We start from the raw sequence: 25,057 nt of genomic DNA on the forward strand, positions 1-25,057 counted from the left end.
GCCGCTGGCGTCAGGCTTGATAACGGGCGGGCACCTCATTCGGGCAGAGGTTGTCGCAGCAGAGGAGGGAGTGCGGGGGAAAAAGCGAGGGGCTGCGGTGGCAGCCCCTCTTTGTGTTGGATGTCTATCAGTGGGCGGAGTCGTTACCCTTGCAGGCGTCTGACTCCTTGTTTGTTTGCCACCAGGGCAGCAGATCCCGGGCGAGCCACGCCTGATAGGCGTCGCTGTCGTTGGCGATCAGCCGGTCCAGCACCCCTTCGAAGTCGCTCATCGCCTGCTGCCGATCCGGGTTGCGAAGCGCCTGTGCCAGCGCCAGCCAGCAGGCGCCGCGACCGGTATCGTTGAGGAAGCGGTGCACGGTATAGGACCAGGAGTAGACCATCTCGCCACCCTGCTCGTAGTCAAGGTGGAGGATCGCCGCCAGTGTCGGGCGCTGGTTGGCAGGGCGGTTTGCCACGTTATCCAGACCCCGGGCAAAGCACTGGCCGTGAGCGATGTACTCTGCAATCCCCTCGGCCCACCAGGTAGTGCGGTTGAGCGGATAGTGGCCGAAACTGCCGTACTGGTTGAAGCGGCCATCCAGATAGTGAACGTACTCGTGGCGCAGGTTCCACACCTGGAAGGCAGGGCGTTTCCACTCCGCCTCATAGGCGAAGAAGCGGGCCTGATTGCCGGGGCGAGCCGGATCCCCCTCAATATAGATGCCGCCATTGTCGGTGGATACGCCAAACAGCGCGCTGCCGTAGCGGCCCCAGTCGGCGGAGGAGTTGAAGATCACCAGCTCCAGCGCCTCGTTGTGATCATCGGCCACCGGTTGCCAGCCTGTCTCCATCTGCTGGTGGAAGCGCTGCTCTTCATCACCCAGCTCGCGGCAGATCCCTTCGGCCTCAGCCTGGGTCAGATCCTGGGCGCGCAGACGCAGGGTTGGCGAGCAGGTGTGCTCGAACGGCAGAATATCTTCCATGCGGATCGGGGTACAAAGCCCGGCGAACTCGCCACTGACACAGGCTTCGCTGGTGCGATCCGTGTAGGTGAGGTAGTAGCTGGAGAGGGTCAGGGAGACCTCTTCCAGCATGGCAGCCGGATGCTGTCCACCCGGGATCAGCCCCTGCTGGCGCATGATGGCGATGACATCGCGATCCAGCTGTTGGCGATAGGCAATCGCCTTATCCGGACTGGTGTGATGGAGGTAGCGCATCATCTGGTAGAGGCGGCTGTGGGCATCGAGGATGTTGTTGAAGATAAACAGATCCCGTGAGCCATCGCGCTGTTTCCAGAGGGCCAGTTCGCTCAGGCCCAGTTGCAGCAGGCTCTGGCGCAATGCAGCCTCCTGCTGCAGCACAGCTGCGCTGAAGTCAGCCTGCTGACCGTAAGAGGCGCTCTGATCGACCAGATTGAGCAGCTCGAACAGGCCGTCGGCCCAGGGTTTGTGGCCATTGATCTGTGCCGCATGTTGCACCGCATAGCCGAGCGCCTGGTTGAGCTGGGTCAGCATGGGGGCGGCACTCTGGCGGAAGGCGGCTTGGCCAAGTTGGCCCTGCGCTGCCACGCTCCAGGCTTCCAGCACTGTGCCAGCCTGATCCTGTGGTTCAGCTCCCAGCAGCAATGGGTGGTTGAGCAGATCAATCATCACCCCGGCCAGAGCCCGGGCGGCCTGATCACTCTCTTTGCCAACGCCGCCGTGGTAGTTGTGGGCGCGCACATAGTAGAGCAGCTTGTCCATTGCCGGATGGGTCGGTTGGTTGGCCGCCAGCAGGGCACGCATGCCGCGCACCACCGCCATCAGCTTGGCGTCATCGTGGCCGTAATCCGCCTGCCAGGCAGGACTGTTCTGGCCGCTCACGTCGGCCACCAGTTTGGCGGCATCGCTGTCGAGCAGATCCACATCGGGCTGCTCTGGCTCCGAGCAGAGACGACCGTTGGCACGGCGGCACTCCAGCTGCTCCTCCTTGCTGGCCAGCACGATGGGGCGATTGAGCACCCGGCTCTCCTGCCACTCTTTGCTCTCTGGCAGGGGTTGCCACTCGCCGCCGGCGACCGGGTATTGGTAGCCGCTATCTTGCAACGTTACCTGAACCTCGCTGCCAGCGGGGATCACCTGACGGCAGATGCGATAGCGGATGGTGTTGCTCCCCTCCTTGCGCTCCTGCGGCTCATCACACTCCTGTTGAGGCGTGAGTTGATCCAGCTGCCACTGATAGCGGCGCCAGACATGGAGCTCGCTCACCTGAGCGGCAGCCTGACTGCCTGCCACCGGTTGCAGACGGAAGAAGATCTGCTCCAACCGGCCATCCCGTTCACTCGGGGTCTCTTCAAGTACCTGCAACTGCTGCCAATCCTGCGGCTGATAGTGCCACTCCGACTCGGCGCAGCGGCCCTGCGCGTTGAGCTCGCAACGATCCAGCTCCCTTTCGCTCTGACCCAGGATGATGGCTTGCGGCAGCGGCAGACGATCCTGCCGCTGGGCGGTCGGCGTGCCCGCCAGCTGCTCCCAGCGACCCTGCTTGAGGCCATAACCGAAGTCATAACTGCTGGCGGGAATGAGCTTGCCCGCTGGAATCCGATCTTCACAGCGCACGAAGCGGATCTGCCAGCCCGCATCTACCTTGAGCTGCGGCTCGCCACACTGCTGTTCGGCGAGGGCCGCGAGATCGCTGTTCTGCCAGTCGAAGCGACGGTAGACCCTAAGCTGCTGGTAAGGAGCATTGCTGCTGCGCGCCTTGAGCTCGTAGGTGATCTCGGTGATGCGCGCGGCCAGTTGCCGGCTCGATTCGCCAGTCAGCTGATACTGTCGCCAGTCATTGGGGGAGTAGTTGGCTTGCGCCGAGGATGTAGCCAAAAGCAGGGGGCCTGCCAGCAGCAGCCACCCGGTACCTGAGCGGTTCATTTTTATCCCTTTGTTGTTGTTTGTGTATTGTCTTGCGAGTAATCGCAAGGCAATTTAAACAGTTCCAAAAGGATATCAATTGCCAATTAAAAATCAGATAAATCAATAAGATGGTGGCTTTTTGAGCCTGATCGAATTATCGTGGGTTGGCGCCGCAGTGAGGACTCACATGTTTCTTTTTTGTTTTCAAAGAAGATCGGGAAATTGTGAGTCCGATCTCATTCAGCTTGTCGTGCCCGAGTGGTTTGTTGTCGGGCTACCTTGCCCAGCAGTTGGCGGGAGGGTTTGAGATTGCCGCCAAGATCGGGACAGGGGAGCCAGTGGTCGGGCACCATAAAGCCGGGCAAGGCGCTGCGGATCCAGGCTGCCAGCTCGGGGTAGGGAACCGGCTCACCGTGCCAGTCGATAAAGGCGGCGGGGCGTTGCCCCCACTCATCGCTCGGTACCGGTACCACCAGCGCCTGGGCGACAGCGGGATGATCCACCAGTCGCTGCTCGATGGTTTCGGGCTGGATGTTTTCGCCACCCGAGATAAAGAGGTTATCGAGCCGCCCCTCTACCAGCAGTTCCCCTGCCGCAGTGAACCTCCCCTTGTCGCGGGTATGAAACCAGCTCTCGTCATCGAGGGGCAGTTCCAGCTCGCCATCTCGGTAGTAACCGGCAAACAGGGTGGCGCCGCGCACGCAGATCTCCTGCTCCCTGATGCACACTTCCCGTCCCGGTAGCGGTTTGCCAACTACGCCTGTATCGCCGGGTATAGCGGTGCAGACCTGACTGCCCATCTCGGAGAGACCATAACTCACCTTGGGTTCGAGCCCCATGGCGCAGAGGCGGCTCACCAGCGGTTGCGGGATGGCGGCACCGCCGAGCAGCAACTCGCGCAGGCGGGTACGGGCGGGATCAAAACCCTCTGCCAGCAGGCGCCAGAGCTGGGTTGGCACCAACGAGAGGTGAGTGATGGGCTGGCACTCCAGCCGCTCCTTGAGGGAGCGTTCACGTTGATCCAGCACCAACGTGGCGCCCGCCAGAAAGACCCGAAACAGGATGGCGTAGCCGCCCACATGGAACAGCGGCAGGGAGAGTAGCCAGCCGCAGGCCTCATCGAGGGGAATGAGGGTGGCAGAGCCGCGTGCCGAGGCCAGGTGGTTGCAGAGCCGGTGCACCACCGCTTTCGGCGTGCCGCTGGAGCCCGAGGTGAGGATCATATTGTTAAGCTGGGTCGATTCCAGCGGCCATGTTTCCTCGCTTGCCGGCAGTTCGTGCGTGAAGTCGAGGCACAAGGGTTGCCAGTTGCCTGCCGGGATCTCCCCTGCCGACCAGAAGGCATCGGCATCGAGTTGCACCGCCAGCTCGCGCTGCTTTTCGAGAGGAAAGGCGGGGTTGAGCGGGCAGAACACCACGCCGCTGCGCACGCAGGCCCATGCCAGCAGCACATCTTCCAGCGCACCGCGCACCACCGCCGCCAGATGAGCGCCACGACGCACTCCGGCTTGTTCCAGCTGTTGGCACAGGCTGTTGAGGCGAGCATCGAGCTGGCGATAACTGAGAGGCGAGGCGGCGTGGATGGCAATGCGGTTCGGTGCTGTGATTGCCCGGTGGCGTACCGGGCAAGGTGTCTGTTCGGGTGAACGGGAAGGGTCAATCACGGTAATACAGTTGCTCCAGTCGGCTCAGATCCGGTTTGCCATCTTCCCCCAGCAGATTGCCCGCCATCCAGCGGCGGGTATCCAGACCTGGTGCCTGTTCGGGAGCCCATTCGCCAGCCAGATGAAACAGCTGGTTCAGGCCCAGATCCGATTCGAAGCAGGAGGATATGATCACCTTGAGCCGCAGTTCGCGGGCGCGGGCGATCAGCGCTTCGCAGTTGGCCAGCGAACCGAGTAGGGTGGGTTTGAGTACCAGCGCTCGCAGTTGCGGGATCGGCTCCCACGGCTTGCCTTGCGCCAGCAGTTCGTCCAGCGCCACCGGCATGCCGGTGCGGTTGGCGACAAAGGCGATGTCGGCAAAGTCGGCGCAGGGGTCTTCCAGATACTCGATGCGATTCGGGTCGAGGTGGCCGCAGAAGGTCCACGCCTCCTCGCGGGTCCAGCCCTGGTTGGCATCCAGCACCAGCTTGAGGGAGGGGAGGCGATCGCACAGCAGGCGGATCAGCGCCAGCTCGTCACGCATCGGGTAGCGTGCCACCTTCAGCTTGGCCTTGCCGGGCGTGCGGTGCAGCCACTCTTTCCAGTTGCGCAGCAGCTCCTGGGGGGAGCCTTGAATGAGGGGATAGGGCTCCGGCAGCGGGTTGCGCTGCTCGGGCCATGTCCGGCGCGCGCAGTCGAGGCCAAATTGCACCGACGGCAGCACGGGGTTCGGGGTGTCGCCGGCGGCCAGGGCCGCCAGCGCGGCAAGGGCTTCTGCCTCTGCCTGTTGCAGGCTCTCTTTCGAGAAGCCGGGCAGGGGGGCGATTTCCCCCCAGCCGTCGTTGATGCGCACCAACAGCCCCTCTCGCGCCACCTCCACCTTGCCGTGAAAGGTCAGGGGCTGGGTAAAAGGCAGTTGATAGCGATACAGGGCTAGTGTCATCAGGGGTTCCGCTTGTATTTGGAGAAGTCGGGGCGACGCTTTTCGTTGAAGGCGTTGCGGCCTTCCTGACCCTCTTCGGTCATGTAGAACAGCATGGTGGCATTGCCCGCCAGCTCCTGCAAGCCCGCCTGACCATCACAGTCAGCGTTGAGCGCCGCTTTCAGGCAGCGCAGCGCCATCGGGCTGTTTTGCAGCATTTCACGGCACCAACGCACGGTTTCGCGCTCCAGTTCTGCCAGTGGCACGACGGTGTTGACCAGACCCATGTCGAGGGCTTGCTGGGCATCGTACATGCGGCAGAGGAACCAGATTTCGCGGGCCTTCTTCTGGCCGACGATGCGAGCCATGTAGGAAGCACCCCAACCGCCATCGAAGGAGCCGACTTTCGGGCCGGTCTGGCCAAACTGGGCGTTGTCGGCGGCGATGGTCAGGTCACACATCATGTGCAGCACGTGGCCACCACCGACCGCGTAACCGGCCACCATGGCAACCACAGGTTTCGGGCAGGTGCGGATGTCGCGCTGGAAGTCGAGCACGTTGAGGTGGTGAGTCCCCTCGTCATCACGGTATCCACCGTAGTCGCCACGGATCTTCTGGTCGCCGCCGGCGCAGAAGGCTTTCTCGCCAAAACCGGTCAGGATGATGGTGCCGATCTGATCGTCATAACGGGCATCGGCCAGCGCCTGCAGCATCTCTTTGACGGTGCGGGGGCGGAAGGCGTTGCGCACCTGGGGACGGTTGATGGTGATCTTGGCAATGCCATCGTTGGACTTGTGATACAGGATGTCCTCGTAACCGGCGGAGCAATCCTGCCACTCAACCGGAGCGTACAGTTCCGCTTCCGTCATTGCTTCAATCATGGTTTTTTCCTTCTGATCTGGGAGAGTGCAGTTGAGCACCGAGTTGAACACTGAGTTGAGCAATCCCGGCATGTTGAACAGGTGCATACAGTTCAGCTTCCGTCATTGCTTCAATCATGACTCGTCTCTTCTTGTTGGTTGACCCACTCCGCGAGGAGTCGGGCAAAGTTATCAGGCTGATGGGCGTGCAGATTATGGCCGCCATCCAGCACCAAGTGGTTGATTCTGCGATTTTGGTTCGCCAGCTGGCAAGCCAGCTGATGGAATTTGTGATCCCGCTTGCCACTCACATAAGTAACCGGCAGCTGGCTCGCCATGAGCCAGGGGGCGAGATCCGGCTGCTTGCCGAGCGAAGTGGCGCGCAGCGTGGTGGCGATGCCCTGACCGTCGTTGCCAAGGCGGCGGGCGATCTGGCTGGCTCGAGCCGCATCGTCAAGATCGGCAAACACCCCTTGCCGGTACCAATCTGCCAGCACGTCAGCCAGAGGCTCCTGCTCGAAGCGCCGCGCCCACTGTTCATCGTGCTGGATGCGGGCGGCCCGCTCACCGGCTGGCAGCCCCGGGTGGCAGTTCTCCAGCAGCAGTCCCGATAGCCCCGCCGGCTCACGGCTGGCGTGGTAGAGGGCCAGTCGCCCACCCAGCGAGTAACCCGCCAGCAGATAGCGTTCAATATTGCGGCTGGCCAGCGCGGCAACCAGCCACTGGTGGCTCTGTTCAAAGTCGCTGACGTTGAGAGCGCTATGCTGGCCGTGACCCGGCAGGTCGAGGGCGATGCAGCGGATGGCGGGCAGCCGGTCGATCACCGGTTGCCAGTCGCCGCCATCCCCCAGCAGGCCGTGCAGCAACACCAGCGGCACATTGGCATCTTTATTTGCCACGGATGGCGGCCCCCAGCGCCTTGAGATCATCGGCTACCTGCTCGCTCGGTACCCGGATCTCGATCAAGGTAACGCCATGTTGGAGGGCGGCGCTGTAATCGCGTTCGAACTCGGGCAGGGTGGTCGGCGCCCGATAGGCGAGGCCAAACATGGCGGCGGCATGTTCAAAGCTGAGACCGTGGGGCAGCCGGTAGTAGCTCTCCAGCAGCTCCCCTTCGGTGGGCACCGGCAACATGCGAAAGATACTGCCGCCATCGTTGTTGAGCAGGATCACCACCAGCGGTCGACTCGCCTTGCTGAGCAGGGCGAGGCTATTGAGATCGTGCAGGGCGCTGAGATCCCCAAGCAGCAGGGTGGTGGGCTCATCACTGCCTGGCTCGACCGATTGGGCAAATCCGTAGGCGGTGGCGATCAGGCCATCGATGCCGGAGGCGCCACGGTTGGTCATCACCCGGCTCGGCCCCTTGCCCGTTTCGCCGAGCATATCCATCAGTCGGGCCGGCATGCTGTTGCCGACAAACAGTTGCCCTTCGATCAGGCTGTTGAGGCGATGGCAGACCCCGAGCTCGGAGAAGTGCTCGCAGGCAGCGGCGATCTGCTGGCTGGCGTTGTGTTGCAGCTCGGCCAATGTGTGCCAGGGGGCTTGTGTGGTGACCGGATGGGCCGCAGCAAAGGCGCTGGCACTGCAGAGCAGCCGGTTGCGCAGCCGGTAGTCGGGATCGAGCCGCGCCGGTTGCGGATCCACCAGCCAGTAATCCTGCCATGAATGGTGTTTTATGAACTGGCCAAGCCGCTTGGAGACAAGCCGCGCGCCAAATTGCAGCAGCACCTCGGCGCGGCCCAACTCGGCGACGAATTCAGGGTCGTTGAGCGCCAGATCCATGTGGATGAGGTTGCGGCTGTCGAAGCGGATCTGGCTCTGCAGATCTGCCAGCAGCGGCCAGCCGAGTTGCTCCGCCAGCGCGGCGGCGGCCTGTGCCTGATTCGGGTCGGTAATGCGGCCAGCTACAACGATGCCGCGCTGTTGCCGAAAGGTTTCCCACTCCGCCTGAGGTGGGCAGGTCGGCTCGTTTTGCTGCCACGGGCTCCATGGCTTGTGCGAGCCGAGCCAGTCACCCAGGGGGGCCAGATAGTCGGAGAAATCCTGATAGTGCTCGCCCGGATAGAGGGGCTCGGGGTACATGCAGTTGAAGTGCACCACTCCGGGAGTGAGTGCCTGTTTGGCCAAGGCTTGATCTACCGAGCTCAGCACAAACGCCGCCGGAATGGTCGGGGTGGGGCTCGGCAGGTTCTGCTGATAGACGGGGTAGCGGCCGAAGATCCCCTGCTGGTCGATCGCCTGATTGGCGCCGTTGTCGATAAGTTCGTGAGGACGATCGGCGGAGAGAATAATCAGCGGCACGCCGGTGAGCTGGGCCTCAGCCACTGCGGGCCAGAGGTTGGCTACCGCGGTGCCAGAGGTCATGATCACCGCCACCGGCCGGTTGCTCCCCTTGGCTAGCCCCAGCGCCATAAAGCCGAGGCCGCGTTCGTCAAAGTGCAAGTGACGACGAAAGCCCTGATGGGCCGCGGCGGCCATGGTCAGCGGCGCAGAGCGGGAGCCGGGGGCCAGCGCGATATCGCGCACCCCGAGGCGAAAGAGCTCCTCCAGCAAGAGGGAGGACCAGACGTGGTTGAAGGTGGCGTGCTGGCTCGAAAACGGTGTGCAGGCAAACTCTTCGCTGGCAGGCTCTTTACGGGTGGGCATAGGGGCTCTCGTAGCGTGAAAAGGGTGAATGACTATCCCAGCAGGGAGAGCACATTGGCGATCTTGTTGTCGAGTTCGGCCCACTCGGCGACAGGCTCGGAACCGGCGACAATGCCGGCACCGGCAAACAGGGTGACGCTGCCCGGCTGAATGCGGGCGCTGCGAATGGCGACCGAGAACTCGGACGTCTCCCGACTCAGCATGCCGCAGGCTCCGGCGTACCAGCCCCGATCGTAGGGCTCGAACTCGCGGATAAAGGCGAGCGCTGCCTCGCGCGGGGCGCCGCCCACCGCCGGCGTCGGGTGGAGGGCGTCGAGCAACTGCCAGTCGCAGACCCCGGGCTTGAGCTCGGCTTCGATATCGCACTTGAGGTGTTGCAGCAGCCGCAGTTTCAGAATGCGCGGCTCGGTCAGGGTGGCATCGTGGGTCAGTGGCGCCAGACGGCTGAGGATGTCGGCATGTACCAGCCGGTTCTCCAGCCGGTTCTTGCTGTCGGCCAGCAGCTCGGCAGCCAGTTGGGCATCCACCTCTTCATCGCCGGAGCGGCGGATGGTGCCCGCCAGCGCCTCGGTAAAAAGGTGGCGATCTTCCCGGCGGTAGAGCCGCTCGGGGGAGCAGGCGATAAAGGCCTGCTCGGGGGAGAATTGAAAACCGAAGTGGAAGCAGTCCTGGGCGTGGCGGGCCCACTGGTCGAGCATGGCCCAGGGATTGATATCCGCATCATGGTTCGGACTGGTCAGCCGGCTCTCCCGCGACAGCACCACCTTGGGGGTGTGGGCCTGAAAATCGGGGGCAGTGACGCGCTCAACCAGCGTCTGCCACTGGGCGGGGCCGGGGCAATCCTGTCGCTGCCAGGGCTGCTTTTGCAGGGCGGGCAGCGGGGCTTCCGGGCGCAGGGCATCGAGGGCGGCTTCGGCCGCCTGCAGTTCGGCCTCGAGATTGTTTTCATCCAGCCAAAGGTTGAGGCAGAGACTGACGCACTCGCCACGGCGCACCAGCTCGATGCGGGGCAGCACGAAACGGCAGGGGCCAAACCCTTGCCAGCCGGACTGGGCCGGATCGAACGCCAGTCCGCCATAGTAGCGAGGGCTGTCGTCATGATGCTGGTTGGCTGTGTTAGTGCACACCTGCTTGATGGCGTGCGGTTCGGTCAGTTCATGGATGGCGCCCAGCGCGACATACTCGGGACGAGCCTCTCCACGGGCCTGCCAGTAGATGCGGGGATAGAGGGTTTGCGCCGCGAGCCAGCCCAGAAAGGAGCGGATTTCGATCGCCACTCGCAACCGTACGAAGCCGCTGACGTTGCTGTGACGCAGGGCGTCCAGTTGTTGCTTGATATGGGTCTGAGCCAACATGGATTCTTGTCTGAGCCGGGTAGTAACGAGCGATCCGGTAGCTGGATGCCGTAGGTTTATGCCAAAGGGCGATGATTTCCTATATATTATCTGCCCATTCGTCCATGTAAATCGCCCGCGGGAGCTTCACTCTCCGGGGCCAAGTATACCCAAATCCGGTTCGATAACCCTTAACACGATCAATATCCGATTGTTTGGCCATCACAAAATGACAAATACCTTCTCTGTTTGGTTGCTGGCGGCGCGTTTGCGAACATTGCCGCTCGCCTGCTCTTCCATCCTGCTGGGCTCGGGGCTGGCTGCCAGTCGTGGCGCCTTCGATGGCACCATCATGGCGCTCTCTCTGCTGACCGCCATCCTTCTGCAGATCCTCTCCAATCTGGCCAACGATTACGGCGATGCGGTCTCCGGCGCCGACAACGGCGAGCGGATCGGCCCGCAGCGGGCGGTGGTCTCCGGTCTTATCACCAAAAAGCAGATGTGCGTGGCGATGGGGCTGACCGCGCTGGCGGCGGTGGCCAGTGGCCTGCTGCTGCTCGGCTGCGCCTTCGGCGGCCAGTGGCTGCAGATTTTGGCATTTGTTGTGCTGGGTGGCGCGGCCATCGTGGCGGCGGTGACCTACACCGTCGGCAAGACTCCTTACGGCTATCGCGGGTTTGGCGATATCTCTGTGTTCCTCTTCTTCGGCTTGCTGGGGGTGCTCGGCTCCTACTACCTCTTCACCAAGAGTCTGGAGTGGGATCTGCTGTTGCCAGCCACCGCCTGTGGTTTGCTGGCCACCGCCGTGCTCAATATCAACAATGTGCGCGACATCGAGACCGACGCCGCCAGCGGCAAGATCACCCTGGCGGTGCGCCTTGGCCGCAACCGCGCCATCGCCTATCACTGGGTACTGCTGGGGGCGGCGTTGCTGGCAACCATCGCCTTTATCCTGATCCAGCCCGCCAGTTTCTGGCCGTGGATCTTCCTGCCCGCCATGAAGCCGCTCAGCGATGCGGCCCGCACCTTGCGCGAAAGCTACGATGGCGAGGTGCTGACCGGTGCCCTCAAGAAGACCGCCATCAGCGCCTTTCTGTTCAGCCTGCTACTCTCCATCGGGTTGGCGCTCTCCTGACAGCTGGTCGCAGCTCGCCAAGGCGAACAATACAAAGGGCTCCCGAGATGGGAGCCCTTTTTGGTTTTGGCGGGTTTAGCTGGCGCGCGCCACTTTGAGCGTACGGCGGGAAAATAGCAGGGTATCCAGCAGCCAGATGACAACCATGGAGGTGCCCACCAGCGGGAAGGCAATGCCCAGCAGGATCAGCAGGGCGATGGCACCGCGCATCGGCGGGAGTTTGGCGGGCAGTGGCGGCGCGGCGAGACGGCCTTGCGGACGACGGCACCACCAGATCCACAGGCCGCTCACGGCGCTGGCCAGCACCATCAGGCAGATGGTCAGCATGGCTAGTTGATGGGGCCAGCCGTAGAGCTTGCCCATGTGCAGCATGACGCCGCTCTCCACCGTCTTGGCAACCGTGCCGTAATCCTGCCAGCGCACATCGGCCAGCACCTTGCCGCTGTATTGATCGATATGCAGGGTGGCGTCGTTGCGTGGATCGTCGGCAAACAGGGCGATGGTGTAGACGCCGGTGGTGCCGACCGGCGGGGTGATGCTGTACCCCGGACTCACCTTCCGGGCAGTGGCGATATCCAACACCTGTTGCAGCGGGATCCGCTGGCTGGCCATCACCATTCCCTCGTGCTCGCCGTGGTTCATGGCGCCGTGATCGTGCCCCTCATCAACAGGCTGCGAGCTGGGCATGGGAGTGTTCTCCACCGCCCAGGGGACGGTCTGCTCGTGGGCCTGATTGAGGCTGCGAGCCAGCGGTGCCGATTTGGGCACCTCGTTCCACATGGCGGCGGGGAAGCGGTTCCAGACCGCGGCAAACTGATCGCCCCAGAAACCGGTCCAGGTCATGCCGCTCAGCAGCAACAGCAGCAGGAAACCAGCGCCCCAGAAGCCGACCACTGCGTGCAGATCCCGCCACCAGAGGCGTCCGCGCTGGTTCACTCTGGGCCAAAGAATGCCACCCACCCCGGGCCCCTTGCGTGGCCACCAGAGGTAGAGGCCGCTCAGCAGCAGTACTAGCCCCCAGCCTGCCGCCAGTTCGATCAGCCGATCCCCCGTGGTGCCGAGCAGCAGGTCGGCGTGCAGGGAGCGAGCCACCGCTTGCAGATTCCACTTGTTGTCCATGGTGCCGAGCAGGGCGCCGCTGGCGGGATCCATAAACAGGGTCAGTTCGCGCTCCCCCTGATTGACGATGAACTGAGCGCTCAGGTCGGGAGCGGCAGGCGGCAGGTATTTACGCAGGTTGGCATCGGGCATGGTCATCATCGCCTTGGCCAGCAGCTGGTCGGCACTCAGGGTCTGGCTGGCGGGGGCGACCTCCATCAGCTCTGGGTACATCAGGTTGTCGAGCTGGGGTTTGAACAGATAGACGATCCCGGTCAGTGACAGCAGGATCAGGAAAGGGGCGACAAAGAGACCGGCGTAGAAGTGCCAGCGCCAGATCCGTTGGTAATGACTCGAGTCCCTGTTTTTCATTGCACATCCTTGTTGAGGTGCCAAACCTTTCGGCAGGTGGAATGTTTGTGGCGGCGCGGATAATAGCAGTAACGTTTCGTTAACTGCAATCGCACATCTTGAGATCGATTCAGTGCGGGCTGCCGGTAACATGAGGTGCCGACGGTTTGCTGGATAGGATGAGCACGCTTTGGGAAAAGCCTGTTTGCTGCTGGACTTTTCCTTATAAATTATTACCTTGTGGTAACAATTTGCAGGCGATGGTGGTGGTAACGGAATGGGAGCAGTCATGCAGCCACATGGGCAATTTGACATGGAGCGCAGGGGCCAGATGCTGATCTGCCGCCCGAGTGGCCCTTTCAATCTGGCAGGTGCCATGGCCTATGAGGCGCGTTTTCGTCACGAACTGGCCGGATTGATGGATGGCCCCTGGGGGATTGTCGAGGTCGCGACCGAGTTTGAAGCGGCCGGGCCCGAGGTGCTGGCCCGTTTTCGTCGCCAGTTTGGCTGGTGTGCCGAGAGTGGCTGTCAGTTTCTGGCGGTGGTCTTCGTGGGGGGCTTCAAGCGCTATCTGGCGGATAATATCTTCACGGGATTGCCCTTTCGGGCGGTACGTTACTTCGAGCAGGAGGCAGCGGCCATCCAGTGGCTGGGGGAGCAGCTCAACACCGCTCCCTGTGAACCTGCGCACGCTTGACCACCTCGCTCACCGTTTGGACGGGTTTCACTCCAGCTTGATAAACCACTTGTCCCGCTCGTCAACGCAGTCGGGTTCACCCATTTCGAATTCGCGGCAGATCAGCGGTCGCACCTCGTACTCGTACATGGATGGGGCACATCATCGTGGTGAGTGCATTCGAGGATCCTGGTCAATCCAGCTTGATAAACCACTTGTCCCGTTCGTCAACGCAGTCGGGCTCACCCATTTCGAATTCGCGGCAGATCAGCGGCCGCACCTCGTAGATACGGCACATCATGGTGTTGCGGTCGAGGGCGGCGCACCAGCCATCGTCCAGCCGGCGCATGACCGGTATCTCGCCTTCCCGTTCCAGTACATAACGGTCCGGCACGCCGGTATCGGTAAAGAGCATCACTTCGAGGCGGCAGCAGCAGGCTTCGCAGTTCTGGCAGCTCACATCGGTTTGGATTGCTTGGGTCATGGTGCCTGTCTTGCCGCATGGCGGCATCGGAGATATGAAACAGGCGCCTCTCAGGCGCCTGTGGTCTGGCTAACGGCTTGCAAAAAACCTTAGCCCAGTTTGCGGGCACGGTAGCTGCGCCCCTTGATCTTGCCTTCCTGCAGTCGCTTGAGCGCCGCCTTGGCCGCGCCCTGTCTGACCGCGACGTAGGAGTACTGCTCGGCGATCTGGATCTTGCCGACGTCGGCCCCGGCAATGCCGCCTTCGCCGGTCAGGGCGCCCAGGATGTCGCCGGCGCGCACCTTGCTCTTGCGGCCCGCGTCGATGGAGAGGGTCACCATCTGCGGCGCGATCGGCTTGATCTCGCGGCCTATCCCGTCGAGATCGCCAAGCGGCATCGGCGCTTTCTGGTACTCCTCGATAAAGTTGACGCGCTGGGCCTCGTTGGGCTGGTAGAGGCTCAGGGCCAGGCCCTGCTGACCGGCGCGACCGGTGCGGCCGATGCGGTGCACATGCACTTCCGGGTCGTAGGTCAGCTCGTAGTTGATGACGGCGCCCAGCTCCTTGATGTCGAGCCCGCGGGCGGCCACGTCGGTGGCCACCAGTATGGTGGCGCTGCCGTTGGCGAAGCGCACCAGCACCTGATCCCGCTCCCGCTGCTCCAGATCGCCGTTCAGCGCCAGCGCCGAGAAGCCCTTGGCGGCCAGATGGTCGGCCACCTCGTTGCAGGCGCGCTTGGTGTTGCAGAACACCACGCAGGAGCCCGGCTGATAGTGGCTCAGCAGCCAGGTGAGCGCGTCCAGGCGTTGGCCGGCCGGCACTTCGTACAGCGTCTGCGCGATGGCGCTCTCTTCATGGAGCGACTCCACGCTCACCTCGACCGGGTTGCGCTGCACGCCGCGGCTCATCCGGGCGATCCCCTCCGGATAGGTGGCGGAGAAGAGCAGGGTCTGACGCTCGTGCGGGGCATAGCTGATGACACGGTTGATGTCCTCGCCAAAGCCCATGTCCAGCATGCGGTCCGCCTCGTCCAGCACCAGGGTCTGGAGGCCATCCAGATCCAGGGTACCCTGCTCCAGGTGCTTGAGGATCCGGCCCGGGGTGCCGACGGCGATGTGGGCACCGAAGCCTAGGGTGGCCGATTGCGGGGCGGTCGGGGTGCCGCCGCACAGGGTCACCAGCTTGACGTTGGGCAGGGTGCGGGCGAGGCGGCGGATCTCGGTGGCCACCTGATCCGCCAGTTCGCGGGTCGGGCAGAGCACCAGGGCCTGCACTTCGAGCCGGTTGACGTCGAGGCGGGAGAGCAGGCCGAGGCCGAAGGCGGCTGTCTTGCCGCTGCCGGTTTTTGCCTTGGCGATCAAGTCTTTGCCATCGAGTACCAGGGGCAGGCTCTGGGCCTGGATCGGGGTCATCTGCAGATAGCCCAGGCTGGTGAGGTTCTCTTGCAGGGCGGGGGAGAGATTGAGGCTGCTAAATTCGCTGTTGTTCACAAAAGGACTCTATTTCGGAGAAAACGGGGATGCGCGAGCGCTAAGGCCGCGCATCATACCAGAATGTGGCACCGGATGTGGCGGATTTTTGAACGGCTGGCCATGGGGGGCACATTATGGGGGTATTTGTTGCCAGATTGGTTGTGAGCAATATGTGAAAGGATATCGGGGTAATTATTCAAACATGCGTGTAATTATTTATTGCGGATAAACGTTTGCCATTTCTGTTGTTTAAATATAATGGTTGAAAAATATTCTATTGGCGAGTGTGGCATTAAGCACAATGTTGCGAAAATGATATAAAGATATTTTGGAGGGCCATGAAAATGCCATTTTAATTATGTAATATCATGTTTTTTAATGAATTTGTCGTCGTCAAAGTTGTGCGATTAATATCAGGTTGTTGCGTAATTAATTTAAAAACGTTTGTATTATCCTGCATGCATATTATTACACGGGATTGTGATGACTCTCTGATTTTTAAATGTGCAAATGTCTATGATGGCGCCGGTCGAAAATTACAATTCACTCAGGTGCTACAGGTATGGAATACGTTCACTTTGTGCTCGGACTGGTGATGGTCCTCGCTCTTTCTCTGCTGGCTAACCGCCACAACTGGAGACAGATCAAGCTGCGTTATATCGGCCAACTGCTGGTGGTCGAGCTGGCGCTGGCCTGGTTCATGTTGAACTCGGAAGTGGGTCTGGCTGTGGTGGGTGGCTTCGCGGCCGGCTTCACCAAGCTGATGGAGTTTGCCAAGCAGGGAACCGACTTTGTATTTGGCGGCATGATGAATGAAGGTTCATTTACCTTCTTCCTGATGGTGTTGATGCCCATCGTCTTCATCTCCGTGTTGATCGGTATTCTGCAGTACATCCGCCTGTTGCCGCTGGTGATCCGCGGTATCGGTACCGTGTTGGCCAAGATCAACGGCATGGGCAAGCTGGAGTCCTTCAACGCCATCAGCTCCATGATCGTCGGTCAATCCGAGAACTTCATCGCGCTCAAGAACATCCTGCCGCACCTGAACGAGAAGCAGATGTACACCCTGGCGGCGACGGCGATGTCCACCGTCTCCATGTCCATCGTCGGTGCCTACATGCAGCTGATCGAGCCGCGTTACGTGGTGGCTGCGCTGGTGCTCAACATGTTCAGCACCTTTGTCGTGCTGTCGCTGATCAACCCCTACGAGCCGGACAATACCGTGACCGATGCCAAGGCGCTGGCCGAGGGCGACGAGCACCATACGCCGAAGAGAGAGAACTTCTTCGAGATGCTGGGCGAGTACATCATGGCCGGTTTTTCCGTTGCCGTTATCGTGGCGGCCATGCTGGTGGGCTTTATTGCCCTGATCGCCCTGGTCAACTACCTGTTCGAGCTGGCGTTTGGTGTCAACTTCCAGTACGTCATGGGCTACCTCTTCTATCCAATCGCCTGGATTCTGGGTATCCCGAGTGGTGAAGCGCTGCAAGCGGGCTCCATCATGGCGACCAAGCTGGTGACCAACGAGTTCGTGGCCATGATGGATCTGGGCAAGATTGCTGCCGAGCTCTCCCCGCGTACCGTCGGCATCCTCTCCATCTTCATGGTCTCTTTCGCCAACTTCAGCTCCATCGGCATCATCGCCGGTGCGGTAAAAGCGCTGAACGAAGAGAAGGGCAACATGGTTTCCCGCTTCGGTCTGAAGCTGGTCTACGGTTCAACTCTGGTCAGCCTGCTCTCTGCTGTTATCGCAGGCATCATGATCTGATCCTCTAGTGGCATCTGCCACGGTTTGAGCCCCTGACCTCGTCAGGGGCTTTTTTATTTCTGGCTTACAGGCGCCAGCCGCACCACCAGCCGGCAACCAGCAGGGTGAGGGTGCAAAAGCCGGTTTCGATGGCGCCGCCACTGCGCAGCGACCAGCCCGGCAGGCGGTAACGGCGCTTGATGGGCCAGAAGAGCGGAATGCCCGCCGGGGTGAGCCAGTCCCCCAGCAGATGGCTGAGGTAGCCGACGATCAGGGCATCCTTGACCCCCATGGGCAAGGTGTCCGGCGGCAGGCTCTGGTTCAGCCCCCAGACGGCAGCGGCGACCGCCAGCAGACTGTGGGTGAAACCGCGATGGCCGAACAGCCGCGACAGAGGTTTCGAGATCCACGGCAGTCGTTGCCCCAGCACCGATTTGGGGTGGTCGAGGTCGGGCAACAGGGCGCTGGCCAGCGCGGCAGGGATGGTCTGCCACAGACTGGCATCTGCCAGGGCCGGAGTGAGCTGCAGTTTGTGGGCGATCAGGGTGCAGGTAACGGAGAAGAGCAGGTGCCCTTGGGCGGTCATGATGATTACGGCGTGGACAAGATGGCGGCGCATCTTACCAGCCTGACGGTTGTGGTCAGCTCTTATTTTAAAAATCAGGATGTTACGGCGAAAAAGCGCCCAAATTGGGCGCCTTTATAGCCTATTTATAACTTGCCTTTGACCAGCCACTTGTCGAGGGCGTTGGCGAAGCGCTGCTTGTCGGCGGCATTGAAGGGGGCCGGGCCGCCGGTTTGCACGCCGGCCGAGCGCAGCTCTTCCATAAAGTTGCGCATGCCGAGCCGCGCCTTGATGGTCTCGCGGGTGTAGATCTCGCCACGGGGGTTGAGCGCCTCGCCACCGGCATCGATCACCCAGGAGGCGAGGGGGATATCACCGGTGATCACCAGATCGCCGGGCTGAACCTGCTGGGCGATGACATGATCTGCCACATCGAATCCCTTCTCCACCTGCTGGGTTTTGATGAAAGGCGAGGGGGGCACCCGCAATCCCTGATTGGCCACCAGGGTGGTGACGACCTGGGCGCGGTGGGCGGCGCGGTAGAGGATCTCCTTGACCGGAATGGGGCAGGCATCGGCATCAACCCAGATGGGCATGGCATGGTTTCCTGTAGTGAAAGCGGATGAAAACGAGAGCGGCCATGTTAACACAGGCCTCCCCTTCCCGGCGCGGGGCTGAGTCGGCCCCGCCTTTGGTGTAAGCTGGGGCCAGCACATGAAACGAGAAGGAGACGAGATGGATCGGGTGCCCGGTGAAGTGATTTATGCCCTGACCCTGGATGGCAAGGGGGGCATGGCGCCGCTGATGGCGGGAAGCGAAGTCCCGGCGGGACATCCCGGCTGGCTGCATCTGGATTACGGCAATCCCGATTCGGCGCGCTGGCTGTTGCAGACCCCCTTGCTCAGCGAGGCGGCCAGGGAGTCGCTGCTCGGCCAGAGTAATCGTCCCAAGCTGGTGCGGATGGGGGAGACGGTGCTGCTGATCCTGCGCGGCATCAACCACAACAAGGATCACAGGCCCGAAGAGATGGTGGCGCTGCGCATCTTCATCACCCCGGATCTCATCATCAGCAGCCGTCGTCGTCCGCTGCTCTCCGAACAGGATGTGTTCAACCAGCTCAAGCTGGGGGGCGGCGCCGATACCCCGGCCGACTGGCTGGTGGAGATTTGTGATGCCCTGACCGATCGGGCGGGGGAGTTTGTCGAGGAACTGCACGACAAGATCCTCGATCTGGAGGAGATGGTGCTGATGCGCGACATGCCCGCCAATGGCCGCTTGGCGCTGATCCGCAAGCAGCTCATCATGATCCGCCGCTACCTCTCCCCCCAGCGGGATCTGGTGGCGCGCCTTGCCAACGAGAAGATCAGTTGGCTGGATGAGGATGATCGCCGTCGTCTGCTCGATATCGCCGATCGGCTGCGGCGCTGGCTCGACGACCTCGATGCCGGGGTGGCGCGCACCGCTGTGCTGGCAGACGAGATCAACAATCTGATGGCGGAGGCGACCAACCGCCGCGCCTACCAGATGTCGGTGATGGCGCTGCTCTTTTTACCTGCCAGCTTCCTGACCGGCCTGTTTGGCATCAACCTGGGGGGCATTCCCGGGGCCGAGAATCCGACCGCCTTCTGGGTCTTCTGTGGTTCGCTGGTGGCGCTGGCCAGCGGGCTGGCTATCTGGCTCAAACATCGGCGCTGGTGGTAAGGAGGCATAACCCATGTGGCAATCAATTGGTCTGACCCTACTGCTGTTGCTGGGGCATACCCTGATCCGGCGGCTGATTCACAAGAGCCTGCTGGCGCTCGGTCAGAGCAGACAGGTGAGCGAGAACCGGGTGCTCTACGTGGCCCATGTGTTCCACTTCCTGCTCGGCTGTGCCACCTTGCTGGTGCTGGCCGGGGTGTGGGGGCTCGACTTCTCCCGACTGGTGGTGCTCGCGTCCTCCTTCTTTGCAGTATTGGGGGTCGCCATGGTCGCCCAGTGGTCGATCCTCTCCAACATCACCGCCAGCATCACCATCTTCTTCGCCTTCCCCTACAAGATTGGCGACCGGATCCGCATCCTCGACAAAGATGATTCGGTCACCGGCGTCATCACCGAGATTGGCTTGTTCTACGTGCGGGTGCGTGATGACAACGGCGATCTGGTCACCTATCCGGCCAACCTGATCCTGCAAAAGCCGGTCAGAAAGCTGGAGGGCAAGGTGGCGGAACCGCTGCAACCGGAGTAGCAGGACATTTGCTGCCGGGGGGCTGGGCGTAGCGAGGAGTGATGCTCTGGTGTAAATCCACCACGCCTTCATTCGACACAGGCTATTGTGGATGCGTGCTGCGGCCACAATAGCCAGAACGACTCAACAGTTGGCTCCGCAGCTAGATCTCCTGTTGTGAGAGATCGGCCTGCGGCTTGTGTTGCCAGATTGCGCCGAGCAGCAACTTGAGCAGCAGTCCGGGCGGGTTGTCCAGCAGTTTGCCGGACTCCAGCAGCAACTGGCCATCGGCGCGAAATCCGAGGCTGGCATCTATGGTGCCATCCTCCGAGACCACCTGGATCAGGCCATTGAGGGCGGAGCGTTCACCGGGCTGACAGCGCAGCCGCAGTTCGCGGGGTTCCCCCAGCAGAGTGAAGGCGCGGCTCAGCGGGGGTGAGTCTTCATAATCGGGCCAGTTGAAGAAGTGATACTGTTCGGCCAGGGCGCCAGCCTGCTGGCAGAACTGGTCGAACAGCTGCCCGATCGCCTGATACTCCTGATCGAGTCGTCTTGCCTGCTCTTCAATCCGTTTCATTGCTTACTCCTTGTCTATCCACTTGATCAGACATTGCTTTTCTGACCCCGTGACTGCCGTTTTCCAGATATGAGGCCAAATGGCCGCGAGGTCTGTGAGCCGGATCGAAGTTTCAGTCTGAAAACGTTATCTTGTTGAAACTGGATGGTTTTTTTGCCCTCTCGCTCACATTTGAATCGATTGCCGCTGATTAATATGGCACCGCCTGGCAATGACCGGGTGCTCGACTATCGAGACTAACTACAGCGGGAATTATAAAAATATGGATATGAAAAAGACCAAAGTGGCGCTGGTAACAGCCTCACTGCTCGCGCTTTTGTCTGGCTGTAATGACAACAGCTCTGATGCCTCCGGTGTGAACCCCGTCCCCCCTACACCGCCTACACCTGAAGTCACCGATGGGCCTGTCGCTCGTCTGCCCAAGATGGATCCCCCGAAAGAGTTGCTGGTTGCCGGCGACAATCAGGTGGTCATTGCACTGGTGGATACCCAGTCGGCAGCCAAAGGCGCCAAGGCACCGTTTGACAGCTACAGCCTGCACCTTTGGAACAACGACGCCTGCCAGGCAACGGCAGATAGCGGCCTGAATACCGGGTGGGATGACAAGAGCAAGACACCGGCCACCGCCGACAGCTTTGGTCCGGCCTGGGTCGTTCCGCTCAACAAGGTGGAAGGGTGCATCAACTTTATCGCCCGCAACGGCGATCTGGCCAACCTGACCGGCAGCGATATGAAGGTGATCTTCAGTGAGCACCCGGATCGCACCGTGGCCATTGTCGCGGGCAAGAAAGATCTGTTTGGCAGCCGTGCCGAAGCCTTTACCGCCGCCTTTGGCGTGGCGGGGGCCAGCGCTCATTTGATCGATGGCAATACCCTGATTTGGCAAGGGGGCAAGGACAAGCCCCACGTTCGCCTCTATTACACCGACTCGGGCACCATCAAGGCCAATGCCGATGGGGTGTTCGATTTCCCCTATATCAGCCTGACCGCGACCAGCCTGACTGCCGAGCAGCAGGCCAAATATCCGCACCTCAAGGATGCGGCCGCCTTTGCCCTGCCTGCCGGGAAAGATCTCAAGCCCCTGCTCAAGGGTGAGCTGGTGGCTATCGGCACCGATGCCGACGGTATCCTGCAGGGGGCGACCCTGGTGCAGAGCGCCGGCGCCCTCGATGCGCTCTATGCTCCCGAGGCGACCAAGCTGAGCTATGGCGCCGTGGTGGAGGGTAACCGGGTGACCTTCCGCCTCTGGGCGCCGACCGCCAAGTCGGTCAAGCTGGCCCTCTACAACGCCAGCCACCAGAAGAGTGGTGAAGTGGCGATGACCTTCGACAGCGCCAGCGGCAGCTGGAGTTACGAAGGGGGCAGCGAGCTGATCGGCCAGTTCTACCGCTACGACATGGAGGTCTACCACCCGCTGAGCCGCAAGGTCGAGCACTACGAGGTGACCGATCCCTACTCCCTGAGTCTGGCGATGAACTCCGAGTTCAGTCAGGTAGTGGATCTCGACGATCCGGCCCTGAAACCGGAAGGATGGGACAGCCTCAAGGCGCCCCACAGCCAGCAGAACCCCGCCGATATCACCATCTATGAGGCCCATGTTCGTGACCTGACCGGTAACGATGCCTCCACCGATGAAGAGAAGCGCGGCAAGTTTGTCGGCCTGACCCAGCCCGACTCTGTACCGGTCAACCATCTGAAAGCGCTGGCAAAGAGCGGCGTCAGCCACCTGCACCTGCTGCCGGTGTTCGATATCGCCACCGTCAACGAGGATCCGGCCAAGGTGGCCAATCTCGGCGATGACTTCAGCAAGCTCTGTCAGGTCAATCCGGATGTGAAAACATCCAGATTTGGCGGCTACTGTGGTGGCGGTCAGACCGTGGGAGATGTGCTGGCCGACCTGCAAGGGGGCGACAGCAAGGATAATCCGCAGGTGCAGGAGCTATCCGGTTACCTGCGCGGCGTCGACTCCTTCAACTGGGGTTATGATCCCTACCACTACACCACGCCGGAAGGCTCCTACGCCACCAACGCCGAGGGCACCAAACGTATTCTGGAGTTCCGCGAGATGGTCAAGGCCATCAAGCAGAACATCGGCATGAACGTGGTGATGGATGTGGTCTACAACCATACCAACGAATCCGGGCTCGGCCCCAAGTCGGTGCTCGACAAGATAGTGCCTTGGTACTATCAGCGCCTCAATCCGGAGACCGGCTCGGTGGAGAACTCCACTTGCTGCTCCAACACGGCGCCGGAACACGCCATGTTTGCCAAGCTGATGGATGACTCCCTGGTCACCTGGGCGCGCGACTACAAGATCGACGCCTTCCGCTTCGACCTGATGGGCCACCATCCGAAAGATCAGATGGTGCAGGCGCTGGCCGCGGTGAAGAAGGTCAATCCCGAGATGTACTTCTACGGCGAGGGGTGGAACTTCGGCGAAGTGCAGGATGACAAGCGCTTCGTGCAGGCTACCCAGAAGCATCTGGGCGGTACCGGTATCGGCTCCTTCTCCGATCGCTTGCGCGATGCGGTGCGCGGCGGCAGTCCGTTCGACGGTGGCGATACCATTCGCAAGACCCAGGGCTTTGGCAACGGTGCCTTCGTCGATCCTAACGAAATGAGCAAGGTGGATCTGGCGACGGCCTTGCACCAGTCCGATCTGGTGCGGCTCGGCATGGCGGGCAACCTCAAGGAGTTCGTGCTGACCGACAAGGATGGCATGCCGAAGAAAGGCGCCGAGATCGACTACAACGGTCAGCCTGCCGGTTATGCCCAGGATCCGGTGGAAGTGCAGAACTATGTCGACAAGCACGACAACCAGACCCTGTTCGACAACCTGATCTACAAGGCGCCTGCCGGAGCCGATCTGGTGCGGATGCAGGGGGTCTCGCTGGCGACTGCCATGCTGGGTCAGGGCATTCCCTTCACCCACGCCGGTGTCGAGCTGCTGCGTTCCAAATCCATGGAGCGGGACAGCTATGACTCGGGCGACTGGTACAACAAGGTCGACTACACCCTGGGCGACAACAACTTCGACAAGGGGTTGCCGCGCAAGGACAAGGATGGCGACAACTATCCGCTGATTGAGCAGGTGCTCGGCAAGCATGCCAAGCCGGGCTCGGCCGAGATGGCGCAGATGGTGAGCTTCTATCAGGAGCTGGCGGAGCTGCGCAACTCCTCCCGCCTGCTGCGTCTGGGCAGTGGCGCCGAGGTGATCAAGCGGGTCGACTTCCGCAATACCGGCCCGGATCAGGTGCCCGGCCTTATCGTCATGACGGTGGATGATGGCGTCAGGGCCGGGGCGGATCTGGATCCGGCCATCGACGGCCTGGTGGTGATGATCAACGCCAGCAACCAGAGCCAGAGCATCGGTGACTTCCGTGACGGTAACGATCAGCCGATCGATCTGAGCGGTATGGTGCTAAGCAGCAAGCATCGCGCAGTCGACAGCATCGCCAGCGGCGCCGCCTATGATAACGGCCAGCTGACGCTGGGGGCCTGGTCTGCCGCTGTGTTCGTCAAGCCGCAGTCTGGTGCACAGGGCGCGGGCCTGCCGGTCAGCAAGAAGACCGACCTGAGCACCCTGCCACCGTTTGGCGACACCGATGTTTATCTGAAGGGGTTCCTCGATGAGTGGGGCAACACCAACCAGATGACCTTCAGCGGCAACTTTATGTACGAGTTCACTACCGAGGTGAGCACCGACAAGCTGGGTACCACCAACGTCAAGATCGCTGACGCCAGCTGGGGGCCGGTCAACTACGGCAGCTGTAACGCCGGTGACAAGCTGGTGGTTGGCACTCCGCTGACCCTTTGCAAGGGGGGAGAAACCGGCAATATCGGTGTCGATCTGGCCAAGGCAGGCAGCTACAAGTTTGTCTTTACCGCCATGAACAAGGACAAACCGACCCTGAGCGTCAGCTTCACCGAGCCTGTGCAGAGCTGCAAGGTGCTGGATACGGTGGCGGGCAATCCGCTTGGCTACAACCTCTTCGTCAAGGGTGAGCTCTCCGGCTGGGGAGCCCAACCTCAGTACCAGCTGAGCTACAAGGGGATGGACGGCGATCTCGCCATCTATCAGGCGGCGTTCAACTACGCTGGCAGCACCGAGTTCAAGGTCGCCAACGAGGACTGGAGCAAGGAGTACCTGCTCAACGGTGGCGGCGCGGTGAACGCTGAAACCGGCTATTCGTTCGCCTTCTCCAAGGGGGGCAGTGCCAATAACAGCATCACCTTGCCGCAGGGGCTGTGGAGTGTGCTGGTGAAGGTTGACCCGGCTGGCGTCAAGGCAGGTACTGCCGTCATTCAGGAGTGCAGCGTCAAGTAAGCAAGCCATTGAGTCCGGGGGATGGCTCGGCGCCCCCGGGTTGAATTCCACCTTGCCAAGGGTGGGATAACTCCGAGAGAGTAAGCAAAGCGCGACTGCCGACCGGCAGGCGCGCTTTTTCTTTTACGGGGTGCCGTGAGAGAAATGAGAGGAAAAAGAAAAGCCG

20 protein-coding genes and 1 pseudogene are annotated in these 25,057 nt (G+C 61.5%); 6 read left to right on the plus strand and 15 right to left on the minus strand.

Annotated features, from left to right (window positions below; genetic code table 11):
• Positions 1–127 precede the first annotated feature (127 nt).
• From G5332_RS08630 to G5332_RS08665, 8 genes are all read right to left on the minus strand, one after another.
• Positions 128–2,887, minus strand: a complete 2,760-nt coding sequence (locus G5332_RS08630) for a collagenase (protein WP_421249520.1) — start codon at positions 2,885–2,887, stop codon at positions 128–130.
• A 218-nt stretch (positions 2,888–3,105) separates the two neighbouring features.
• Complete coding sequence (locus tag G5332_RS08635) at positions 3,106–4,533, minus strand: AMP-binding protein (protein WP_421172275.1); 1,428 nt, start codon at positions 4,531–4,533, stop codon at positions 3,106–3,108.
• The gene (menC, locus tag G5332_RS08640; RefSeq protein WP_216950106.1) at positions 4,526–5,455 is read right to left on the minus strand and encodes an o-succinylbenzoate synthase; all 930 of its coding nucleotides are present in this window, start codon (positions 5,453–5,455) and stop codon (positions 4,526–4,528) included. The genes G5332_RS08635 and menC overlap by 8 nt, the downstream gene beginning before the upstream one ends.
• Positions 5,455–6,315 (minus strand): 1,4-dihydroxy-2-naphthoyl-CoA synthase, encoded by an 861-nt coding sequence (menB, locus tag G5332_RS08645; RefSeq protein ID WP_005354934.1) that lies wholly within the window; start codon positions 6,313–6,315, stop codon positions 5,455–5,457. Before menB ends, menC begins: the two co-directional genes overlap by 1 nt.
• On the minus strand, positions 6,308–6,433 hold the full coding sequence (locus G5332_RS08650) for a hypothetical protein (RefSeq protein ID WP_258224330.1): 126 nt from the start codon (positions 6,431–6,433) through the stop codon (positions 6,308–6,310). Before G5332_RS08650 ends, menB begins: the two co-directional genes overlap by 8 nt.
• A complete protein-coding gene (gene menH / locus G5332_RS08655) occupies positions 6,426–7,223 on the minus strand; it encodes a 2-succinyl-6-hydroxy-2,4-cyclohexadiene-1-carboxylate synthase (protein WP_421311229.1) in 798 nt (265 codons plus the stop codon). The genes G5332_RS08650 and menH overlap by 8 nt, the downstream gene beginning before the upstream one ends.
• On the minus strand, positions 7,183–8,940 hold the full coding sequence (gene menD / locus G5332_RS08660; RefSeq protein WP_421172274.1) for a 2-succinyl-5-enolpyruvyl-6-hydroxy-3-cyclohexene-1-carboxylic-acid synthase: 1,758 nt from the start codon (positions 8,938–8,940) through the stop codon (positions 7,183–7,185). The genes menH and menD overlap by 41 nt, the downstream gene beginning before the upstream one ends.
• 32 nt (positions 8,941–8,972) lie before the next feature.
• Positions 8,973–10,295: an isochorismate synthase gene (locus tag G5332_RS08665; protein WP_374996365.1), complete on the minus strand. Its 1,323-nt coding sequence runs from the start codon at positions 10,293–10,295 to the stop codon at positions 8,973–8,975.
• Between the two features lie 208 nt (positions 10,296–10,503).
• Between G5332_RS08665 and G5332_RS08670 the strand changes: the two genes are divergently transcribed.
• Complete coding sequence (locus G5332_RS08670) at positions 10,504–11,409, plus strand: 1,4-dihydroxy-2-naphthoate polyprenyltransferase (protein WP_216980055.1); 906 nt, start codon at positions 10,504–10,506, stop codon at positions 11,407–11,409.
• 75 nt (positions 11,410–11,484) lie between these two features.
• On the opposite strand, the gene G5332_RS08675 is transcribed toward G5332_RS08670, so the two are convergent.
• A complete protein-coding gene (locus G5332_RS08675) occupies positions 11,485–12,879 on the minus strand; it encodes a PepSY-associated TM helix domain-containing protein (protein ID WP_421206075.1) in 1,395 nt (464 codons plus the stop codon).
• 268 nt (positions 12,880–13,147) lie between these two features.
• On the opposite strand from G5332_RS08675, the gene G5332_RS08680 reads away from it, so the two are divergent.
• The gene (locus tag G5332_RS08680) at positions 13,148–13,555 is read left to right on the plus strand and encodes a hypothetical protein (RefSeq protein ID WP_337073192.1); all 408 of its coding nucleotides are present in this window, start codon (positions 13,148–13,150) and stop codon (positions 13,553–13,555) included.
• Positions 13,556–13,582: 27 nt separating this feature from the next.
• Here G5332_RS08680 and G5332_RS08685 read toward each other — a convergent pair.
• From G5332_RS08685 to dbpA, 3 genes and pseudogenes are all read right to left on the minus strand, one after another.
• Positions 13,583–13,675 (minus strand): annotated as a pseudogene (locus G5332_RS08685) (YkgJ family cysteine cluster protein); the annotation flags it as partial.
• A 52-nt stretch (positions 13,676–13,727) separates the two neighbouring features.
• Positions 13,728–14,018 (minus strand): YkgJ family cysteine cluster protein, encoded by a 291-nt coding sequence (locus tag G5332_RS08690; protein ID WP_005363120.1) that lies wholly within the window; start codon positions 14,016–14,018, stop codon positions 13,728–13,730.
• Between the two features lie 89 nt (positions 14,019–14,107).
• Entirely contained in the window at positions 14,108–15,487 is a 1,380-nt protein-coding gene (gene dbpA / locus G5332_RS08695) for an ATP-dependent RNA helicase DbpA (protein WP_421311230.1), read from the minus strand.
• Positions 15,488–16,031: 544 nt separating this feature from the next.
• Here dbpA and G5332_RS08700 point away from each other — a divergent pair.
• Positions 16,032–17,237 (plus strand): NupC/NupG family nucleoside CNT transporter, encoded by a 1,206-nt coding sequence (locus G5332_RS08700; RefSeq protein ID WP_216952829.1) that lies wholly within the window; start codon positions 16,032–16,034, stop codon positions 17,235–17,237.
• A 64-nt stretch (positions 17,238–17,301) separates the two neighbouring features.
• On the opposite strand, the gene G5332_RS08705 is transcribed toward G5332_RS08700, so the two are convergent.
• A complete protein-coding gene (locus G5332_RS08705; protein WP_216980260.1) occupies positions 17,302–17,802 on the minus strand; it encodes a metal-dependent hydrolase in 501 nt (166 codons plus the stop codon).
• Between the two features lie 125 nt (positions 17,803–17,927).
• Positions 17,928–18,377, minus strand: a complete 450-nt coding sequence (locus tag G5332_RS08710; protein ID WP_005335916.1) for a YaiI/YqxD family protein — start codon at positions 18,375–18,377, stop codon at positions 17,928–17,930.
• A 139-nt stretch (positions 18,378–18,516) separates the two neighbouring features.
• Between G5332_RS08710 and zntB the strand changes: the two genes are divergently transcribed.
• Together zntB and G5332_RS08720 are read left to right on the plus strand one after the other, a co-directional pair.
• A complete protein-coding gene (gene zntB, locus G5332_RS08715; RefSeq protein WP_162895478.1) occupies positions 18,517–19,482 on the plus strand; it encodes a zinc transporter ZntB in 966 nt (321 codons plus the stop codon).
• A 13-nt stretch (positions 19,483–19,495) separates the two neighbouring features.
• The gene (locus G5332_RS08720) at positions 19,496–20,008 is read left to right on the plus strand and encodes a mechanosensitive ion channel domain-containing protein (protein WP_005354921.1); all 513 of its coding nucleotides are present in this window, start codon (positions 19,496–19,498) and stop codon (positions 20,006–20,008) included.
• Between the two features lie 142 nt (positions 20,009–20,150).
• On the opposite strand, the gene G5332_RS08725 is transcribed toward G5332_RS08720, so the two are convergent.
• The gene (locus G5332_RS08725; protein ID WP_216952830.1) at positions 20,151–20,564 is read right to left on the minus strand and encodes a hypothetical protein; all 414 of its coding nucleotides are present in this window, start codon (positions 20,562–20,564) and stop codon (positions 20,151–20,153) included.
• 262 nt (positions 20,565–20,826) lie between these two features.
• On the opposite strand from G5332_RS08725, the gene pulA reads away from it, so the two are divergent.
• Positions 20,827–24,891, plus strand: a complete 4,065-nt coding sequence (pulA, locus tag G5332_RS08730) for a pullulanase-type alpha-1,6-glucosidase (RefSeq protein ID WP_421249521.1) — start codon at positions 20,827–20,829, stop codon at positions 24,889–24,891.
• Positions 24,892–25,057: the final 166 nt, after the last annotated feature.

The sequence above is a fragment of the Aeromonas sp. 603757 genome (assembly GCF_049171255.1).
GTDB lineage: Bacteria > Pseudomonadota > Gammaproteobacteria > Enterobacterales > Aeromonadaceae > Aeromonas > Aeromonas veronii_A.

What these genes read in the sequence shown, in the direction of transcription:
- menH (WP_421311229.1), bottom strand. Translation starts at nt 7,223, where the DNA reads ATGATCTCAAGGCGCTGGGGGCCGCCATCCGTGGCAAATAAAGATGCC.
- G5332_RS08665 (WP_374996365.1), bottom strand. Translation starts at nt 10,295, where the DNA reads ATGTTGGCTCAGACCCATATCAAGCAACAACTGGACGCCCTGCGTCAC.
- G5332_RS08710 (WP_005335916.1), bottom strand. Translation starts at nt 18,377, where the DNA reads ATGCCCATCTGGGTTGATGCCGATGCCTGCCCCATTCCGGTCAAGGAG.
- G5332_RS08670 (WP_216980055.1), top strand. Translation starts at nt 10,504, where the DNA reads ATGACAAATACCTTCTCTGTTTGGTTGCTGGCGGCGCGTTTGCGAACA.
- G5332_RS08680 (WP_337073192.1), top strand. Translation starts at nt 13,148, where the DNA reads ATGCAGCCACATGGGCAATTTGACATGGAGCGCAGGGGCCAGATGCTG.
- G5332_RS08720 (WP_005354921.1), top strand. Translation starts at nt 19,496, where the DNA reads ATGTGGCAATCAATTGGTCTGACCCTACTGCTGTTGCTGGGGCATACC.
- zntB (WP_162895478.1), top strand. Translation starts at nt 18,517, where the DNA reads ATGGATCGGGTGCCCGGTGAAGTGATTTATGCCCTGACCCTGGATGGC.
- menD (WP_421172274.1), bottom strand. Translation starts at nt 8,940, where the DNA reads ATGCCCACCCGTAAAGAGCCTGCCAGCGAAGAGTTTGCCTGCACACCG.
- G5332_RS08650 (WP_258224330.1), bottom strand. Translation starts at nt 6,433, where the DNA reads ATGATTGAAGCAATGACGGAAGCTGAACTGTATGCACCTGTTCAACAT.
- G5332_RS08630 (WP_421249520.1), bottom strand. Translation starts at nt 2,887, where the DNA reads ATGAACCGCTCAGGTACCGGGTGGCTGCTGCTGGCAGGCCCCCTGCTT.
- G5332_RS08725 (WP_216952830.1), bottom strand. Translation starts at nt 20,564, where the DNA reads ATGAAACGGATTGAAGAGCAGGCAAGACGACTCGATCAGGAGTATCAG.
- menC (WP_216950106.1), bottom strand. Translation starts at nt 5,455, where the DNA reads ATGACACTAGCCCTGTATCGCTATCAACTGCCTTTTACCCAGCCCCTG.
- G5332_RS08675 (WP_421206075.1), bottom strand. Translation starts at nt 12,879, where the DNA reads ATGAAAAACAGGGACTCGAGTCATTACCAACGGATCTGGCGCTGGCAC.
- G5332_RS08690 (WP_005363120.1), bottom strand. Translation starts at nt 14,018, where the DNA reads ATGACCCAAGCAATCCAAACCGATGTGAGCTGCCAGAACTGCGAAGCC.
- menB (WP_005354934.1), bottom strand. Translation starts at nt 6,315, where the DNA reads ATGATTGAAGCAATGACGGAAGCGGAACTGTACGCTCCGGTTGAGTGG.
- pulA (WP_421249521.1), top strand. Translation starts at nt 20,827, where the DNA reads ATGGATATGAAAAAGACCAAAGTGGCGCTGGTAACAGCCTCACTGCTC.
- G5332_RS08700 (WP_216952829.1), top strand. Translation starts at nt 16,032, where the DNA reads ATGGAATACGTTCACTTTGTGCTCGGACTGGTGATGGTCCTCGCTCTT.
- G5332_RS08705 (WP_216980260.1), bottom strand. Translation starts at nt 17,802, where the DNA reads ATGACCGCCCAAGGGCACCTGCTCTTCTCCGTTACCTGCACCCTGATC.